Here is a 16,901-nt window from a genome sequence, read left to right as displayed (position 1 = left end):
AACGAGAACGGAGGAACCCCCCATGGTCCATCCCCTGCAGGTCATTGGCATGATCGCGCACCGTCCGGTCTCCGAGATCCATCCGCCGAGCGGACCGGCCTTCGACCCGGACTACATCGCCCGCTTCGCGCAGGCGCATGAGAAGGCCGGCTTCGACCGCATCCTGGTGGCGTGGAGCGGCACCTCGCCGGACTCCCTGCTGGTGGCGCAGCATGCGGCGGCCTCGACGCAGCGCATCGGGCTGATGGTGGCGCACCGGCCGGGCTTCATCGCCCCCACCCTGGCGGCGCGGCAATTCGCCACCTTTGACCACCTGAGCGGCGGCCGCGCCGGCATCCACATCATCAGCGGCGGCAGCGACGCCGACCAGCAGCGTGACGGCGACTACCTGTCCCATGCCGAGCGCTACGCCCGCACCGACGAATATGTCGGCCTGCTGAAGCGGACCTGGACCAGCACGGCGCCGTTCAGCCATGAGGGACGCTATTACCGCGTCACCGATGCGCGCTCCGACATCCGGCCGATCCAGCAGCCGCACCTGCCGGTGTTCTTCGGCGGCTCCTCGGACGACGCCATCGCCTTCGCCGGCAAGCATGCCGACATCTACGCCTTCTGGGGCGAAACGCTGGACCAGGCGCGCGAAACCATCGGCAAGGTGCGCGCGGCCACCGCCGCCGCCGGGCGCGACCCGGACGGCATGCGCTTCAGCCTGTCCTTTCGCCCGGTGCTGGCCCGCACCGAGGAGGCCGCCTGGGAGCGCGCCCGCGCCATCCTGGCCCGCGTCTACGAGGTGCGCGGCGTCACCGCCGGCGCCACGCCGGGCACCAGCGCCAAGCCGCAGAGCGTCGGCTCGCAGCGGCTGCTGGACGCGGCGCAGGGCGGCGCGGTGCGCGACAAGCGGCTCTGGACCGAGGTGGCGGCGGCGGTCGGCGCCGGGGCCAACACCACGGCGCTGGTCGGCACCGCGGAACAGGTGGCGGAATCGCTGCTGGAATACCGCGCGCTCGGCGTCGACACCTTCCTGATCCGCGGCTTCGACCCGCTGGAGGATGCGGTGGATTTCGGCCGCGAACTGATCCCGGCGCTGCGCTCCCGGGATCAGGCGCCGCACCGCGCGGCGGCCTGAGTCGGGAGGGGGGCCAGTGCCCCCCTTGCTTCAATCCGCGGCCGAGAGCGGCATGGCGGTCTCGACCGCCACGACCGGGGCCTCGGCCTCGCGGAACCATTCCAGTGTCGACCGCAACCCTTCCGCCAGCGGCGTCCGCGGCGCCCAGCCCAGCACGGCCTGGGCGCGGCCGATATCGGGCTTGCGCCGGCGCGGGTCGTCCTGCGGCAGCGGGTGGTAGGTGACCGCCGAGCGGTGGCCGGTCATCGCCAGCACATCCTCCACCAGCTTGCGCACCGTCTGCTCGTTCGGATTGCCGAGGTTGACCGGCCCCGGCTGCGGTCCGTCATGCGCCATCATCCGCATCAGCCCGTCCACCAGGTCGTCGACGTAGCAGAAGGAGCGGGTCTGGCTGCCATCGCCATAGATGGTGATGTCGGCGCCGCTCAGCGCCTGGGTGACCACGTTGGACACGATGCGCCCGTCATCCGGCAGCATGCGCGGGCCATAGGTGTTGAAGATGCGCACCAGCCGCACCTCCACCCGGCGGGCGCGGTCGAAATCGAAGCACAGCGCCTCGGCCGCGCGCTTGCCCTCGTCGTAGCAGGCGCGCGGACCGGTGCAGTTGACGTTGCCCCAATAGCCCTCGACCTGCGGATGCACCTCCGGGTCGCCGTAAACCTCGCTGGTGGAGGCCTGCAGGAAACGGGCGCGGTGCCGCTCGGCCAGGCGCAGCAGGTTCCGCGTGCCCACCACATTGGTCATCATGGTGTGCTCGGGATCGGCCTGGTACAGCGGCGGCGAGGCGGCGCAGGCCAGGTTGAACACGCGGTCCAGCTTGCGCGGCAATGCCGAGGCCGGCAGCTCGTCGATGATGTCGGCCTCGACAAAGGTGAAGCGCGGCGAACGCCGCAGACCGCGCAGATTGTCGCCCGAGCTGGTCTGCAGATTGTCGACGCAGACCACATGCGCGCCGGTTTCGATCAGCGCGTCGCACAGATGCGAGCCCAGAAAGCCGGCACCGCCGGCAACCAGGACGTTCTGAGGCTTGGCAGGACTCATGCGCTTTCCCTTTCCTGGGCCTGCGGGCGTGTTGCTTTGCCGCGCCGCGCGGCGCGCAGCATGGTCTCCAGCTGCGCGGCGCGATGTTCCGCCGTGTGGGCGGCGAGGATCCTGTGGCGCGCCGCCGCGGCCTGGCGGTCGCGCGCCGCCTCATCCGGATCGAGCAGCACGCGCAGCACGTCGTCCGCGCCATCGGCCAGCAGGATCTCGGTGCCGGGGGCCAGCACGTCCTCGATGCCGTTCCAGCGGTCGGAGATCACCGGACTGCCGCAGGCGGCGGCCTCGAACAGCCTGACGCTGGGGCTGAAGCCGGCGCGCACCATGTCGGCGCGGGTGACGTTCAGCGTGTAGCGGCTGGCGCTGTAGAAGGCCGGGTGCGCGCTGGGCGGCACGTGTTCCAGCCGCTCCACATTGGCCGGCCAGTCGATGCCGGCCGGGTATTGCGGCCCGGCCACGGCGAAGCGGAGCTGCGGCGCGCGGCGCGCCGGCTCCAGCAGCAGCCGTTCCAGCACCGGCTGCCGGTCGGGGCTGTAGGTGCCGAGATAGCTGAGATCCCAGTGCCGCTCCGTTGCCACAGGCTGATAAGCCTCCGCATCCACCGAGCAGTACAGCGCCCGCGCCTCGGGCGAGCCGTAGCGCCGCATCAGCAGGTCGAGCGTCGGTCCGCCGGTGAAGGAGCAGTACAGGTCGTAGCCCGGGATCAGCGCGGGGGAGAGGTATTCCTCGTCGCCCTTCTCCAGCTTGGCCAGGGTAACGGGGGTGTCGATGTCGTAGAAGGCGCAGACGCCGCCGGCCATCTTCTGCGCCATGCGGCCCACCACCACACCATCCGGCACGTAGGAGCCGACCATCACCGCGTCGGCGGCCCCGATCTCCGCCTCCCGGCGGCGCAGATCGGAGGGTTCCCCGTAGAATTCCAGCCGGCAGAAATCCGGCGCCGGCATGTCACGATGCGCGGCGTACCAGGGCTTGTCGCGCTCCAGGAACAGCACCTCGTGGCCACGCCGCGCAAAGGCGCGCAGCAGGGCGCGGAAGGTCGTCGCGTGCCCGTTGCCCCAGGAGGAGGACAGGGTCAGCCCCAGCACCACCAGCTTCATGCGGCGTCCTTCCGTGCCAGGGCGGCGCGCAGCAGCGCGTCGACCTCGGCGCCGCGGCGCGCATAGGTGTGGGATTCCAGGACGCGGCGCCGCGCCGCCTCGCCGATGGCCCGGCTGCGCTCCGGCGTCAGCGCGGCGACATGGTCGGCGACATCCTGGCCGTCGCGCGCCACCAGCACTTCCTCGCCATCCTTCAGGAACATGTCGAGACCGAGCCAGTCATCGGTGATCAGGCAGGCGCCGGCGCCCGTTGCCTCGAAGACGCGCGTGGCGGGCGACCAGCCAGTCTGCGCCATGCTGTCGCGGGCGATGTTCAGCACCGCCAGGGGCGAGGTGTTGAAGGCGTTGTGCTCGCGCGTGTAGACGTGGCCGAGATGGCGCACATTGCCGCTCATCGGCTTGCTGTCCCAGCCATTGCCGCCGATCAGGAAGAACCGCTCCGGCAGCAGCGCGGCGGGGCGCAGGAAGAACTCCTCCACCCGCGCCTCGCGGTCCGGCAAACGGTTGCCGAGAAAGGACAGGTCGGCCTTGAAGCGCGGCTCGGCCGGCACCGGGTGGTGCGTGGCGGGGTCGACCGCGTTGTAGATGGGCACGCAGCGCCGCGCGCCGAGCCCTTCATAAGCGGCGATCACCGGCGGGCCGCCGCCATAAGTCAGCACGAAGTCCAGCAGCGGCAGGGTGCGGCGCAGCGGGTGGTCCGGCAGCGGCGTGATCTCGGCCAGCGTCGCCGGCGCATCCACGTCCCAGAAGATGCGGATGGCACCGGGACGCGCGGCCGCCATGACGCCCTCGATCAGCGCGTCGTCGAACACGCCGACGCCGCTGGCCTTGACCACCACATCGGCCTGCCGCGCCTCGGCCATCACGCCGCGCAGCGCGTCCTCCGTCGCCGGGTACACCACAACGCGCGCCCAGTCCGGCGGCTCGATGTCGCGGTGCTGCTGCCGGTCGAAGGCGTCGGGCTCGTAGAAGGTGATGTCGTAGCCGCGGCGGGACAGCTCGTGCAGCATGCCGCGGTAATAGGTGGCCGCGCCGTTCCAGTAGGAGGACAACAGGCTGGAACCATAGAACGCGATCTTCATGCGGCGTTCCCCATCGTCTCGGGGCCCATCGTGCTGGGCGATGTCATCAGGGTCTCGGCGATGGCCAGCAGCTCGCGCATGCGGTGCTCGCAGCCATGCCGGGCACGGACGGTTTCGAGGCCGTGTGCCACGAGGGATTCGCGCAGCGCGGCATCGTCGCGGATCGCCGCCATGTGGCGCCGCATCTCCTCGCCGTCGCGGGCGACGAGGTAGTCCGTGCCGGGGCGGAACAGCTGCTCGGCATCGTCCCAGGGCGCGCTCAGCAGCGGAATGCCGCAGGCCAGAGCCTCGAACACGCGGATGGTGGGGATGCCGGGCAGCAGCTGCGTGTAAAAGCGGCGCGGCACATGCACCGTGGCCAGATGGCGGGCGAACACTTCCGGCGCGCGGGCATTGGGCACCCAGCCGCGATAGCGCGCGCCATATTCAGCGAGCTTCGCCTTCGCGTCCTCCGGATAGCGCACACCGTGGATGTCGAGCGCGAGGCCGGCCCCGCGCGCCGGGCGCAGCAGGAAATCCTCGATCTCGGCGCTGCGCTCGCCATCGCCCCAATTGCCGATCCAGATCAGGCCCTCGCGCGGGGCCTCGATGGCGGGCGGGTGGAAGTGGCGCAGATCGGCCGCCTCGTGCCAGACCCAGACGCGGTCGCTCCAGCCCCAGCGGCGATACACCCGGGCCAGCGTCTCGCCGAAAGCCAGCACGCCGTCATAGCCGGACAGGTCGAAGGCGCGGATCGCCTCCGGATCGCTGACGGCGCGGTGGTGCGTGTCGTGGAACAGCAGCCGGAACCGTCCGCCCCGCGCACGCAGCCGGCCGATCCGCGCCACCAGCGCCGGCTCGTTCCATTCATGCACGATCACGAGGTCGGCCTCGCCCAGCGCGTCCTCGATCGCCGCCGCGTCCGCGTAGCTGCGGGACCGCAATTCCGGATACGCCGCGCGAAAGGCCTCCAGCCCGGCCTCGCCGGCGTCGCGGCGCAGGTTCTCCAGGCTCCAGTTGTTGTCCGGCTCGAACACCGCCACCTCGTGGCCGTGCAGCACCAGCTCGCGCAGCACGCCGCGCAGGAAATGCGCGTTGCCGTGGTTCCAGCAGGACAGAAGGGAATGCGTGAGGTAGGCGATCTTCATGCCGGCGTTTCCAGAAAGGCGCGAGCCGGCACCAGCTCGCGGTAGAGATTCCATGTTGCCGCCACCATGGCGTCCGCCGTGTAGCGCGCGGCACGACGCCGGGCCGCCTCACCGCGGGCCCGGCGCAGCCGCGGCGCAGCCAGCCGGCGCAGCGCGGCCGCGAAGCCCGCCGCATCGCCAGGCGCCGCGTAATCCGCCGCATCGCCCCAGATCTCGCGAAAGCTGGGAATGTCGGACAGCACCAGGGGGCAGCCGGCCTGGGCGGCTTCCAGCACCGCCAGGCCGAACGGCTCGTATCGCGCAGCGGAGGCGAAAACCGGCCGCTGCGCCAGGATGCGCCGCATCGCCGGCCGATCCAGGCTGCCCTGGGCCCGCAGGTGGCGCAGTTCGATGCGGCCGCCGCCCGGCCCTTCCACCGGCCCGGCGGCCAGCACCGGAAACGGCAGCCCGGCCGCCGCCGCCGCATCCAGCGTGACGATGTCCTTGCCCTCGTCCCACAGCCGGCCGGCGGTGAAGGCGAAGGGCGCGGGCCCCGGCATGGATGGCGGCGCCCAGGGCGGGATGCCGTTGTGGATCAGGCGCGGCCGCTCCGTCAGGCCGTAGAGGGCCTGCGTGGCCGCCGCGAAGGCCGTGCTGGGCGCCGCCAGAAGATCCGCCGCGCGATAGCCCTCCGCCAGCAGGTCGCGGTGCCAGGCGAATTCCGCCGGCAGGGGACCGGGCTTCACCGCCGCCCACCAGCTCGCCACGCAGGAATGGCAGACGGCCAGCACCGGCACGGGAAAGCGGTGGCCGGCGGCCAGGGCCGGGCTGTTGAGGTGCAGCAGGTCGGCGCCGCACTCCCCGGCCAGCACCGCCAGCCGGGCACCCGTGCGCCGCACCGCGGCGGCATCGGGCGCCATCCAGTCCAGCATCAGCCCGGTGTCGACCAGGCGCAGGCCGGGAACGGACGCCGCTTCGAGCCGCTGCGCCGCGCCGGGCGACGGCCCCAGCACCGCCAGCGTCACTCGCACATCCCGTGCCCGCAGGCCGCGGCACAAGGTCATGGCATAGGACCAGACCCCGCCCACGGCATCCGCCGTCACCAGCGCATGCAGCGGCCGGGCCTCCGCCGCCATCACGATGCGGCGCCCGCCACGTCCAGTGCCACCCCGCCCTGCCGGCTGTCCAGCCACCGCGCCAGGGCGGCGACGCCCTGGCGCCACGGCGTCGGCTCGCCGAGGCCGAGGCCGGCGCGCACCCGCCGCGTATCCGACACGTAGTAGCGCTGGTCGCCCGCGCGCCAATCGTCATACACGGTGTTCACCGGGTGGCCGATCTCCGCCTCGATGGCGGCGATCACCTGGCGCAGGCTGACCGCGTTGCCCGGACCGCCGCCAAGATTGAAGGCCTGGCCCTGCACCGTGCCGATTCGCTGCCAGGCGGCCATGTAGGCGTCCACCGCATCCTGCACCTGCAGCAGGTCGCGCACCTGGCAGCCATCGCCGAAGATGGTGACCGGCTCCCGCCGCAGCGCGCGGATCAGGAAATGCGCCACCCAGCCCTGATCCTCGGTGCCCATCTGCCGCTCGCCATAGATGCAGCTCATGCGCAGCACCGCGGCCGGGATGCCGAAGGAGCGGGAATAATCCAGCACATACTGATCCGCCGCCCCCTTGGAGCAGCCATAGGGCGTGTGGAAGTCGAGCGGCCGCTGCTCGCCAATGCCGGCGGCGCGGATCGCCGGGTCCACCGGTACATAAGCGTCGCCGCTGCGCTCCAGCGCGATGTCGGGCAGGTTGCCATACACCTTGTTGGTGCTGGCGAAGACCAGCGGCACCGCCCCGCCCCGCCGGCGCAGCGCTTCCAGCAGGGTGAAGGTGCCGCGCAGGTTGACGTCGAAATCCTCGCGCGGATCGGCCAGGCTGGTGGTCACCGCCACCTGTGCCGCGAGGTGGAACACCGCCTGCGCGTCCCGCGCCGCTTCCTGCAGGGCCGCGTCGTCGCGCAGGTCGGCGATCACCGGGATCACCCGCGCGCCATGCTGCTGCTGCAGCCAGTCCAGATTGGCGGCGACGCCGGGCCGGGCCAGCGCGTCGAACACCAGCACCTCATGGCCTTGCCGCAGCAGCCGGTCGGCCAGGTTGGAGCCGATGAACCCGGCGCCGCCGGTGACCAGCACCGGTGCTTTTCCTGACCTGTTTCCCGGCCGCAGCGCCGGCGCGGCGAGCGGGCCGGACCCGCTCACGCCACCAGCCCCCGGGTTTCCAGCTCGCTGCGGGCCTGATGCACCCGGTCCTCCGCCTGCTGGCGGGCAACCCATTCGGCCAGCTCGGCCAGATCGGCCTGGAAGTCGCGCTCGACACCGAAGCCGAGCTCGCGCCGGATCTTGCCGATGTCGGCGATGTTGTGGCGGATGTCGCCGCTGCGCGTCTTGCCCGTGATCTCGGGCGCCAGCTCCGGCCGGCCCATCGCCGCCGCCAGCGCCTGCGCCACCTCGGTCACGGTGCGGTCATGGCCGCTGGCGACGTTATAGACCTGGTTGGCCGCCTCGGGGCGCTCCAGCGCCAGGTGGAAGGCGCGCGCCACATCCTCGACATGGACGAAGTCGCGGCGCTGCTGGCCATCCTCGAAGATCACCGGTGGCTGGCCGTTGTGCAGGCGGGACGCGAAGATCGCCAGCACGCCGGTGTAGGGGTTGGACAGCGCCTGGCCCGGCCCGTAGGCGTTCCAGAGCCGCAGCGCAACGCCCTCCATGCCATAGGCCGGCGCCAGCGTCAGGGTCAGGCATTCCTGGGTGTGCTTGGAGATGGCGTACACCGAGGCCAGCGCCGGGCGCTTGCTTTCCGGCGTCGGCACCGGCCGCAGCGGGCGGCCCTGCGCATCCAGCGGGTCCCAGGGCGCATCGGGGCCGCGGCGCGGCGTGCGCCGCACATCCTCGTGCAGCACGCCGTCGGCGTCCTGGTACAGCCCCTCGCCATAGATGCTCATGGAGGACGCCACCACCACGCGCTTCACCGGCGCATCGATCAGCTGCTGGAACAGCACCGCCGTGCCGACATCATTCACCGAGACATAGCGTTCCACCGCATACATGCTCTGGCCGACGCCGACCTCGGCGGCGAGGTGCACCACGCGGTCGACGCCGCGCAGCGCCCGGCGCACCGCCTCGGCGTCGCGCACGTCGCCCCGCAGGAACTCGGCTTCCGGCTCCAGCAGGTCGGGCCGGCCACGCGCGCCATGCACCTGCTCGATCAGGCTATCCAGCACCCGCACATGATATCCGGCGCGCAACAGGCGCCGCGCCAGATGGCAGCCGATGAAACCACCGCCCCCGGTGATCAGAACAGTCTCTTGCACCCTGACAAAATCCCCCGTGTCGAGGCCGTGAGTGTTCCGCGTGGCAACGGGAACAAAGAAGATGTTGAAGATGAACGGCACTGGCAAGCCAGAGGTTGCAATGCGCAATGGGAAGCAACAATGCGCCGCGTGCAACCGTCATGATCGGCCAATTGACTGATTCGGAAAGAGTTGCACTCCTCCTGAGCACAGCGTCGTGCGATCACAAAGATGTCATCTCCGGCAAGGAACAAAGAAGCTGGTGCGGTGTTGTGCCCAGGACGCACCGTGACGGCTCAGCCTGGAGCCGTCACACTGCGCGCCTGTTCTGTTCATGCCTGCAAGGAGGATACGTGTCGGCATCAAGAGCTCTGCGGGTTGGCATCGTGGGTGTCGGCAATTGCGCCTCGTCGTTTGTGCAGGGGCTGTCGTATTACCGGGATGCGGATGTGAACGAGCCGATCCCGGGCCTGATGCATGCCGATCTCGGCGGTTACCACGTGCGGGATGTCGAGGTGAGCTGCGCCTTTGACGTCAACGCCGCCAAGGTCGGCCAGGATGTGGCCGATGCCGTGCTGGCCTCTCCCAACAACACGCGGGTGTTCTCGAAGCCCGTGCCGACCGGGGTGAAGGTGGAGCGCGGCCCGACGCTGGACGGGCTCGGCCGCTATGTGCGCGGCACCTTCGAGGAATCCGCAGCGCCGGCCGCCGATGTTGCCGACATCATCCGCCGCAGCGGCACGCAGGTGCTGGTGTCCTACCTGCCGGTGGGCTCGCAGCAGGCCAGCGAATGGTATGCCGAGCGGGCGCTGGAAGCCGGCTGCGCCTTTGTCAACTGCATCCCGGTGTTCATCGCCTCCGATCCCGGCTGGCAGAAGCGCTTCGAGGAGCGCGGCCTGCCGATCATCGGCGACGACATCAAGAGCCAGGTCGGCGCCACCATCGTGCACCGCGTGCTGGCCAATCTGTTCCGCGAGCGCGGCGTGCGGCTCGACCGCACCTACCAGCTGAATTTCGGCGGCAACACCGATTTCCAGAACATGCTGGAGCGCGAGCGCCTCGAATCCAAGAAGATCTCCAAGACCCAGGCGGTGACCAGCCAGTTCGAGGTGCCGCTGCCGGCCAATGACGTGCATGTCGGCCCCAGCGACTACGTGCCCTGGCTGGAGGACCGGAAATGGGCGCATATCCGCCTGGAGGGCACCGCCTTCGGCGGCATGCCGCTGAATCTGGAATTGAAGCTGGAGGTCTGGGATTCACCCAACTCGGCCGGCATCGTGATCGATGCAGTGCGCTGCGCCCGCATCGCGCTGGACCGTGGGCTGTCCGGCGCGCTGACAGCGCCGTCCAGCTACTTCATGAAATCCCCGCCCAAGCAATACACCGACCAGGAGGCGCGGGAGCGCACGCTGCGCTTCATCCAGGGCCTGGACTGACCACGACGCATGGCGATGACGCTGTTTCTGCTGCGCCACGCGGCGCATGACCGCGTGGCCGACACGCTGTGCGGGCGCATGCCCGGCGTGGCGCTGGGGGCGGCCGGGCGCGCGCAGGCCGCCGCCCTGGCGGCACGGCTGCGCGGCGAGGCGATCGGGGCGCTCTACACCAGCCCCGTGCAGCGCTGCCGCGAAACCGCCTCGCCCATCGGCGAGGCGCTGGGCCTCGCGCCCGTGGCCGAGGAAGCGCTGGCCGAGATCGATTTCGGCGACTGGACCGGGCGCCGCTTCGCCGACCTGCAGGATGATCCGCGCTGGCGGCATTGGAACGGCGCGCGCGACGACGCGGCGGCGCCGGGCGGCGAATCCATGCGCGCGGTTCAGGGCCGCGTGCTGGGCTGGATCGCTGCCGCGCGGGAACGGCATCCGGATGGCCGCGTGGCGCTGGTCAGCCACGGCGACGTCATCAAGGCGGCGCTGTGTTCGTTTCTCGGCCTGCCCCTGCAGGGCTATGAACGCTTCGACATCGCGCCGGCCTCGCTCAGCGCGCTGGCCGTCTGGGCGGATGGCGGCAAGCTGCTGGGCCTGAACGAGCAGCCTTTTTCCAGAATGGAGGCGGCATGACGCCCGACAGGATCCGCGAGGAGGCCGCGAAGCTCGGCCCCTGGTTCCACAATCTGTCCCTGCACGGCGTGTGGACGGCGCCCGATCACGCGCTGGGCGACTATCCCGGCTGCGTCTGGCAGTATTTCGGCCACGCCCTGCCGCAGGACCTGACGGGCAAGTCGGTGCTCGACATCGGCTGCAACGCCGGCTTCTTCTCGATCGAGATGAAGCGGCGCGGTGCGGCGCGGGTGCTCGGCGTCGATTCCGACCCGCGCTACCTGGAACAGGCGCGCTTCGCGGCGCGGGTACTCGACCTGGACATCGAGTACCGAGAATTGTCGGTCTACGATGTCGGCGCGCTGGGCGAGCGCTTCGACGTGGTGCTGTTCATGGGCGTGCTCTACCACCTGCGGCACCCGCTGCTGGCGCTCGACCTGCTGCGCGAGCATGTGGTCGGCGACCTGCTGGTGTTCCAGAGCATGCAGCGCGGCCCGCGCGAGGTGGAGCCGGTGCAGGAGGACTACCCCTTCGCGGCGGAGGAGCAGTTCGCCCGGCCCGGCTGGCCGCGGCTGAACTTCATCGAGCATCGCTATGCCGGCGATCTCACCAATTGGTGGATCCCGAACCGTGCCGGCGCCGAGGCGATGCTGCGCAACGCCGGCTTCGAGATCCTGCAGCAACCCGACCGCGAGATCTATCTCTGCCGTCCCGCCGCGCTGCCTTACGGCTCGGCGGCCATCTATCCTGCAAAGGGACCGCGCTGATGCTTGAAGCCGCCATGATCTGGAACGAGCCCAACAACAAATCCCACTGGGACCCGGAGATCGACCCGGACTGGGTGATGTTCGCCGATACGGCGCGGCTCGCCGGACAGGCCATCCGCGCCGAGCATTCCTCGCTGCCGCGCGTGCTGGGCGGCATGTCGCCGATCGACCCGGTGTTCGTCATGAAGATGCAGCAGCGCGGCGTGCTGGACCAGATGGAAGCGGTCGCGGTGCACGGCTTTCCGCTCGACTGGAACAACTGGCTGATCCACGAATGGCCGGCAAAGCTGAAGGAGATCCAGGCGGTCACGCATCTGCCGGTCTGGGTGTCGGAGGTCGGCGTCTCCACCTTCGGCGCGGAGGAGGTGCAGCTCTGGGGCCTGAAGCGCACGGCGGAGCTGCTGATCGGCCAGGCGCCGCGCATCCACTGGTACAGCCTGTACGACCTGCCGATGCATTGGGAAGCCACCACGCGGCACCGCGAGGCCGAGGGTTCCTCCTATTACCGGCACTTCCACATGGGACTGCTGCGCGAGGATGGAACGCCGAAGCTGGCCATGGAGGAGTTCGAGAAACACACGCCGCATCTCGGCATCTGCCAGTGGTTCCACTACCAGGACCACCGCCTGGACGATGCCGTGACCTGGCTGAAGCGGCTCGGCGTCACGCATCTGCGCACCGGCCTGTCCTGGGCCGACAGCTTCCGCCCCGACGCGCTGGACTGGTTCGACCGGCAGATGGAGGCGCTGCGCGACTTCCAGGTCACCGCCACCTTCTGCTTCACGCCGGAGCATCGCGGCATCGCGCCGCACCACACCAGCCCGCCGCAGGTGAAGGAAGAATTCGCCGAATTCTGCGCCAGCATGGTGCGGCGGTATGCCGGGTGATCACGCGGCGGCGAAGCACTTCGGGCCTGCGGTCCGGGGTGCTTCGCCGTCCCGGTTCTACCGGCCGTAGATGCCGTCCAGCACCCGCGCCACATCGGTGAGGCGTTCCACCGCCGGATCGTAGCGCTGTCCCTCGGCCAGCCGCCGCGCCCAATCCGCCGCCGCGCGGCCGCCCCATTCATCCGGCGGCGTGGCCAGGGCCTCGCGCGACGTGCCGCGATAGCGCTCGGCGGTGAAGTCGTAGAAGGAACCGTCGATGTTGCGCAGCGCCGCGCCGCCCCCGGTGCCATAAAAGGCGGCCGAGATCATCGCGTCGCAGCCGGCCTGCAGGCGCCAGGAACAGGCAAGGCGCAGCGCCGTGCCGTCCTGCAGGTCGATCTGGGCCGTGGCATAATCCTCGACGCGGCCGGGCCGCGCGGTGAGACGCTCGCCGCCGGCGAACAACGTGCCGGACACCCGCTCCACCACCGGAAAGCCCAGCGTCCACAGCGCCAGATCCACCAGGTGAACGCCGAGGTCCATGACGCAGCCGCCGCCCGATTGCGCCGGGTCGTAGAACCACTTCTTGTCCGGGCCGTAGGCGTTGTGGAACACCAGGTCCACGGCATGGATGCGGCCCAGCTCGCCATTCCGCACCAGTTCGCGGATGCGCCGCATGCCCTCGGTGAAGCGGTAGGACAGGTCCACGGCCAGCAGCCGGTCGGCATCGCGCGCCGCCTCGACCACCGCCTGTACCTCCGGCGCGGTGCGGCCGAGCGGCTTCTGGCAGAACACCGCGACGCCGCGCCGCAGGGCCTGGATCGACTGCTCGGCATGCAGGGCGCTGGGGGTGGCGATCACCAGCCCGTCCAGCTCCTGCGCCAGCAACTCCTCCAGGCTGCCGACGCAGCGGGCGCCGGGAACGAGTTGCGCGGCGTCCTCCAGCATGTCGGGGTCCGGCTCGGCGAGGGCGGCGATCTCGGCCACGCCGGTTTCGGCGATGGCCTGCAGGCGATGGCGGCCGATCCAGCCGATGCCGAGGAAGCCGAGGCGCGGGCGACGCGCGCTCATCGCCCGGCCTCCGGCGCCATGGTCACCACGGCCTTGAGGAAGCCCTCCGGCCGGTCGCGCGTGGCGTCCAGCGCATCGGCCAGCCGCTCCAGCGGAAAACGGTGGGTGTAGAGCGGCGCCGGGTCCAGCCGGCCCGATATCACCGCTTCCAGGGCTTCCCGCATGCCCGCCATATAGATTTCGGTATCCCGCTCATGGGCGTTGATTACGTCGATGCCGCGCCAGTTCCACAGCCACATGTTGACCTGCCGCGGTCCGTCCTGGTGGTAGCCGGCGACGATCAGCCGGCCGCGCTCGGCGGTCAGCTCGCCAGCCAGGTCGAGCGGCCATTGCTGGCCCACCGCTTCCACCACCCGCTCGCAGAAGCGGCCGCCCGTCAGTTCCTTGACCCGCCCGATGATGGCGCTGTGGTCTTCCAGGGGAATGGTTTCCGCCGCGCCCATGCGCCGTGCCAGATCCAGGGAATAGGGCCGGCGCGAAATGGCGATGATCCTCGCCCCGGCCTCCGTCGCCAGCCGCGTCAGGATGGCGCCAAGGAAGCCGATGCCGATGATGGCGACGCTCTGCCCCGCCTCGATGCCGGCGCGGCGGAAGATGTTCATGGCGCAGCCCAGCGGCTCGCCCAGAAAGGGCTGGCCGGCCAGCGCATCCGGCAGGGGCAGCACGTTGCGCGCCTCGGCCAAGTCGTATTCGGCATAGCTGCGGAAGGACAGGGCGGCGGCGCGCTGGCCGGGAACCAGGCCGCTCACCCCCTCGCCCACGGCATCGATCACGCCCCAGCCTTCATGGCCGAGCCCGCCCGGCTCCCCCGGAAACTGCATCCACTCCGGCCCGGCCCAAGGCGTCAGGTTGGAAGCGCAGACGCCGCAGCCTTCCAGGCGCAGCCGCACCTGGCCGGGGCCAGGCTCGGGGCGGGGAACCTCCTGGATCCGCATCTGGCCGGGGCCGGTCTGCACCGCGGCGCGCATGGTGCCGGCCGCCCCTCTCACTGCCGCGCCCCCCGTCGGCGCCGGGAACAGGAACGCTGATGACACAGGATGACGATCTGCAAGAAGACACTCCGCTCGATGGGAAAGGGCGGCGGCGCCGGGCCGGCATCACCTTTCCGCCGCCACCAGTCCGGGAAACGGCCTGGAAAACGCCGGGGTGGCCAGACTAGCGGCATGGCCGTCATCGCCCCAGCAGGTCGAGCCCGGGCAACGAAGAAGAAGCTTGAGCGGTAGCATCACGATCCCGTGAATCGCCTTCCTGGATCGCGATGGGGATCCCTTTGCTCGGCCCGCCTCAATCCGGCTGGCGGGACGGATCGGCGGTTTCGGGCAGCTCCTCCAGCTTCCGCTTCACCGCCTGTTCCTTTTCCGTCAGGGGAACCGGCTGCTCAACCGCCACCCCTTCGGGAACGGCATCGCCAGGATCGTGGCGGGAGTCGGTGTCGGGTGCGTTCTGCATGGGCCTCGCCTTTCAGGAAGCGACATCACAAGAAGCGCCCCGATGGCGGGAGGTTGCGGGCAGGACGTCCGGCCGCCGGAAGCAGCGCCCTCTGCGCAACGAAGAACGGCAGCCCGGCCCAGCACGGTATCGCGGCCCCGCAACCTTGCCGGTCCCGGTTCGCCCAGGAGGCGGCGGCCCGAACCCGCCTGATCCTTGCGGCGCCGCCTTCCCGCCCGCCGCGGCTTGAATTTCGTTAACCAAACGCACGCATTGTTCACTCGCCCGCCCTGGGACCGGCATGGCATGAAAGCTGAGCCAGGACGGTGCGCAGAGGTGGTGAAAGGATCACACCAGGGTACCCCCCCGGAGTTGCTACGGCGGCGTAGACCTCTGCTCCATCCGGCCCGCATGCGGGCCGCGGCAGGCCCCGGCCTTCCGCGGCGGCGCCCGATCAGGAGCGCATTTTCCCGCCCTTGACTCCGTTCCCCTCCTGCCGCGACGTCTCGGAACCCTGAACAGCCCGAAGCGACGCACGGGGCGCGCGCCGGCCAGGGGAAGGAACGCCCGATGCCGGATCATCAGGACGACGCCACCCCCGACGGACCCGCCCTGACGCAGCACCAGATCGATCAGCGGATTTTCGACCTCTACGACGAATACTGCCATGGCCAGCTCGACCGCCGCAGCTTTCTGCAACAGGCGGCGGCGATCACGGCTGGTGGCCTGGCAATGGCTCAGGCGCTGCTGCCCCGCTATGTGCAGGCGCAAACCATCTCCTTCACCGATGAGCGGATCAAGGCGCGCTACGTCAGCTATCCGTCGCCGGGCGGCACCTCCGGCACGATGCGCGGCTATCTGGTGCAGCCGGCCGGAGCGGGACCCTTTCCCGGCGTTCTGGTGATGCACGAGAACCGCGGCCTGAACCCTTATATCGAGGATGTGGCGCGGCGGCTCGCGGTGGAGGGCTTCCTGGCGCTCGCGCCGGACGGGCTGGCACCGGTCGGCGGCTATCCCGGCAATGACGATGACGGACGCGACCTCCAGGCGCGGCTCAATCCGGGCAAGCTCCGCACCGACATGCTCAACAGCGCGCTCCACCTGAAGGGCCTGGCGCTGTCATCAGGTCGGCTCGGCGCCACCGGCTTCTGCTGGGGCGGCGGCACCACCAACGCCCTGGCCACCCTGCTCGGCGACCGGCTCCAGGCCGCCGTGCCCTTCTACGGCGCCGCGCCCGAAACCGCCCAGGTGGCCACGATCCGGTCCCCCCTGCTGATCCACTACGCCGAGCACGACCCGCGCATCAATGCGATGTGGCCGGCTTTCGAGGCGGCGCTGAAAGCGAATGGCCGGCTCTACGAGGCGCAGATCTATCCGGGCACCCAGCACGGCTTCCACAACAACTCCACGCCGCGCTACCACGAGGCGGCGGCGGCCCTGGCCTGGCAGCGGACGCTGGCCTTTTTCCGGCAGCATCTCGGCTGAACGCGGCCGAACGGCTCCGCGCCAGCCTTCGAGTTGTTTGCCGGGAAGATGAGCCTGGCTGAGGGTGCGGCGGGATCAGCATATCGCTTGGGCGTATGTTTCCTGCCGCCGATCCGGAAGACCTTGGTCTCGGTGTGCCGGTACTCGACGGCCGCTCTCAGCTGCCGGCGAGGATGGAAGTGTCCGGCGCCGAATCGGGCAATCCTTCCCCGGCCGAGCGCTTCCGCGCCGGCTGGTGAAGGACCATGAGTGCTATTCCTTGAACCCGGTGGACCTGCGCCGCGCCGCCCGTGCCTGCATCATGCTCAAACAGGCTGTGCAACTCGCCGCAGGTCCGTGACAGCTTCCGGCCTCACCCCCAGACGTAGTCGCTGGTGTTGAGGCTGGTGACGTTGTCGATGGTGAGGTGGGTCACCGAGCCGTCCGCGGCGCGGATGGACCACACATCGCCCTGGTG

At 70.3% G+C, this 16,901-nt stretch carries 16 protein-coding genes; 6 read left to right on the top strand and 10 right to left on the bottom strand.

All coding sequences use genetic code 11. From position 1 onward, the window contains the following. The first annotated feature begins 22 nt into the window (after positions 1-22). A complete protein-coding gene (locus D2K64_RS15825) occupies positions 23-1,126 on the top strand; it encodes an LLM class flavin-dependent oxidoreductase (protein WP_120009354.1) in 1,104 nt (367 codons plus the stop codon). A gap of 30 nt (positions 1,127-1,156) precedes the next feature. Here the strand turns inward: D2K64_RS15825 and D2K64_RS15820 are convergent, their stop codons facing one another. The 7 genes from D2K64_RS15820 to D2K64_RS15790 form a co-directional block, all read right to left on the bottom strand. Further along, positions 1,157-2,167, bottom strand: coding sequence for a UDP-glucuronic acid decarboxylase family protein (locus tag D2K64_RS15820; protein ID WP_120009353.1), 1,011 nt, complete (start codon positions 2,165-2,167; stop codon positions 1,157-1,159). After that, entirely contained in the window at positions 2,164-3,264 is a 1,101-nt protein-coding gene (locus tag D2K64_RS15815; protein WP_120009352.1) for a CgeB family protein, read from the bottom strand. The genes D2K64_RS15820 and D2K64_RS15815 overlap by 4 nt, the downstream gene beginning before the upstream one ends. Next, a complete protein-coding gene (locus D2K64_RS15810) occupies positions 3,261-4,346 on the bottom strand; it encodes a CgeB family protein (RefSeq protein ID WP_120009351.1) in 1,086 nt (361 codons plus the stop codon). Before D2K64_RS15810 ends, D2K64_RS15815 begins: the two co-directional genes overlap by 4 nt. Then, entirely contained in the window at positions 4,343-5,473 is a 1,131-nt protein-coding gene (locus D2K64_RS15805) for a CgeB family protein (RefSeq protein ID WP_120009350.1), read from the bottom strand. Before D2K64_RS15805 ends, D2K64_RS15810 begins: the two co-directional genes overlap by 4 nt. Beyond that, on the bottom strand, positions 5,470-6,588 hold the full coding sequence (locus D2K64_RS15800; protein ID WP_120009349.1) for a glycosyltransferase family 4 protein: 1,119 nt from the start codon (positions 6,586-6,588) through the stop codon (positions 5,470-5,472). Before D2K64_RS15800 ends, D2K64_RS15805 begins: the two co-directional genes overlap by 4 nt. Then, positions 6,588-7,631 (bottom strand): SDR family NAD(P)-dependent oxidoreductase, encoded by a 1,044-nt coding sequence (locus D2K64_RS15795; RefSeq protein WP_238384227.1) that lies wholly within the window; start codon positions 7,629-7,631, stop codon positions 6,588-6,590. Before D2K64_RS15795 ends, D2K64_RS15800 begins: the two co-directional genes overlap by 1 nt. 62 nt (positions 7,632-7,693) lie before the next feature. Further along, on the bottom strand, positions 7,694-8,809 hold the full coding sequence (locus D2K64_RS15790; protein WP_120009394.1) for an NAD-dependent epimerase/dehydratase family protein: 1,116 nt from the start codon (positions 8,807-8,809) through the stop codon (positions 7,694-7,696). A 332-nt stretch (positions 8,810-9,141) separates the two neighbouring features. Between D2K64_RS15790 and D2K64_RS15785 the strand changes: the two genes are divergently transcribed. Genes D2K64_RS15785 through D2K64_RS15770 form a run of 4 tightly spaced genes read left to right on the top strand, consistent with a single transcriptional unit; the run spans position 9,142 to position 12,481 of the window. After that, positions 9,142-10,224 carry an inositol-3-phosphate synthase gene (locus D2K64_RS15785; RefSeq protein WP_238384226.1) on the top strand — a complete coding sequence of 361 codons (1,083 nt, stop codon included), beginning with the start codon at positions 9,142-9,144 and terminating at the stop codon, positions 10,222-10,224. Between the two features lie 9 nt (positions 10,225-10,233). After that, positions 10,234-10,848: a histidine phosphatase family protein gene (locus D2K64_RS15780; RefSeq protein ID WP_120009347.1), complete on the top strand. Its 615-nt coding sequence runs from the start codon at positions 10,234-10,236 to the stop codon at positions 10,846-10,848. Further along, positions 10,845-11,594, top strand: coding sequence for a TIGR04290 family methyltransferase (locus D2K64_RS15775; RefSeq protein ID WP_120009346.1), 750 nt, complete (start codon positions 10,845-10,847; stop codon positions 11,592-11,594). The genes D2K64_RS15780 and D2K64_RS15775 overlap by 4 nt, the downstream gene beginning before the upstream one ends. After that, positions 11,594-12,481: a beta-xylosidase gene (locus D2K64_RS15770; RefSeq protein ID WP_120009345.1), complete on the top strand. Its 888-nt coding sequence runs from the start codon at positions 11,594-11,596 to the stop codon at positions 12,479-12,481. Before D2K64_RS15775 ends, D2K64_RS15770 begins: the two co-directional genes overlap by 1 nt. Positions 12,482-12,538: 57 nt before the next feature. On the opposite strand, the gene D2K64_RS15765 is transcribed toward D2K64_RS15770, so the two are convergent. The 3 genes from D2K64_RS15765 to D2K64_RS24470 all read right to left on the bottom strand — a co-directional run bounded on the left by D2K64_RS15765 (position 12,539) and on the right by D2K64_RS24470 (position 14,980). Further along, positions 12,539-13,531 (bottom strand): Gfo/Idh/MocA family protein, encoded by a 993-nt coding sequence (locus tag D2K64_RS15765; RefSeq protein WP_120009344.1) that lies wholly within the window; start codon positions 13,529-13,531, stop codon positions 12,539-12,541. Then, positions 13,528-14,499: an MDR/zinc-dependent alcohol dehydrogenase-like family protein gene (locus tag D2K64_RS15760; protein ID WP_120009343.1), complete on the bottom strand. Its 972-nt coding sequence runs from the start codon at positions 14,497-14,499 to the stop codon at positions 13,528-13,530. The genes D2K64_RS15765 and D2K64_RS15760 overlap by 4 nt, the downstream gene beginning before the upstream one ends. A 316-nt stretch (positions 14,500-14,815) precedes the next feature. After that, the gene (locus D2K64_RS24470) at positions 14,816-14,980 is read right to left on the bottom strand and encodes a hypothetical protein (RefSeq protein WP_157985882.1); all 165 of its coding nucleotides are present in this window, start codon (positions 14,978-14,980) and stop codon (positions 14,816-14,818) included. A gap of 549 nt (positions 14,981-15,529) precedes the next feature. Between D2K64_RS24470 and D2K64_RS15755 the strand changes: the two genes are divergently transcribed. Further along, complete coding sequence (locus tag D2K64_RS15755; RefSeq protein WP_120009342.1) at positions 15,530-16,444, top strand: dienelactone hydrolase family protein; 915 nt, start codon at positions 15,530-15,532, stop codon at positions 16,442-16,444. Positions 16,445-16,901: the final 457 nt, after the last annotated feature.

The organism is Teichococcus vastitatis (assembly GCF_003604215.1).
GTDB classification, from domain to species: Bacteria; Pseudomonadota; Alphaproteobacteria; order Acetobacterales; family Acetobacteraceae; genus Pseudoroseomonas; species Pseudoroseomonas vastitatis.
Note: the sequence above shows the minus strand (reverse complement) of the source record. Positions and strands in the feature narration are given on the sequence as shown.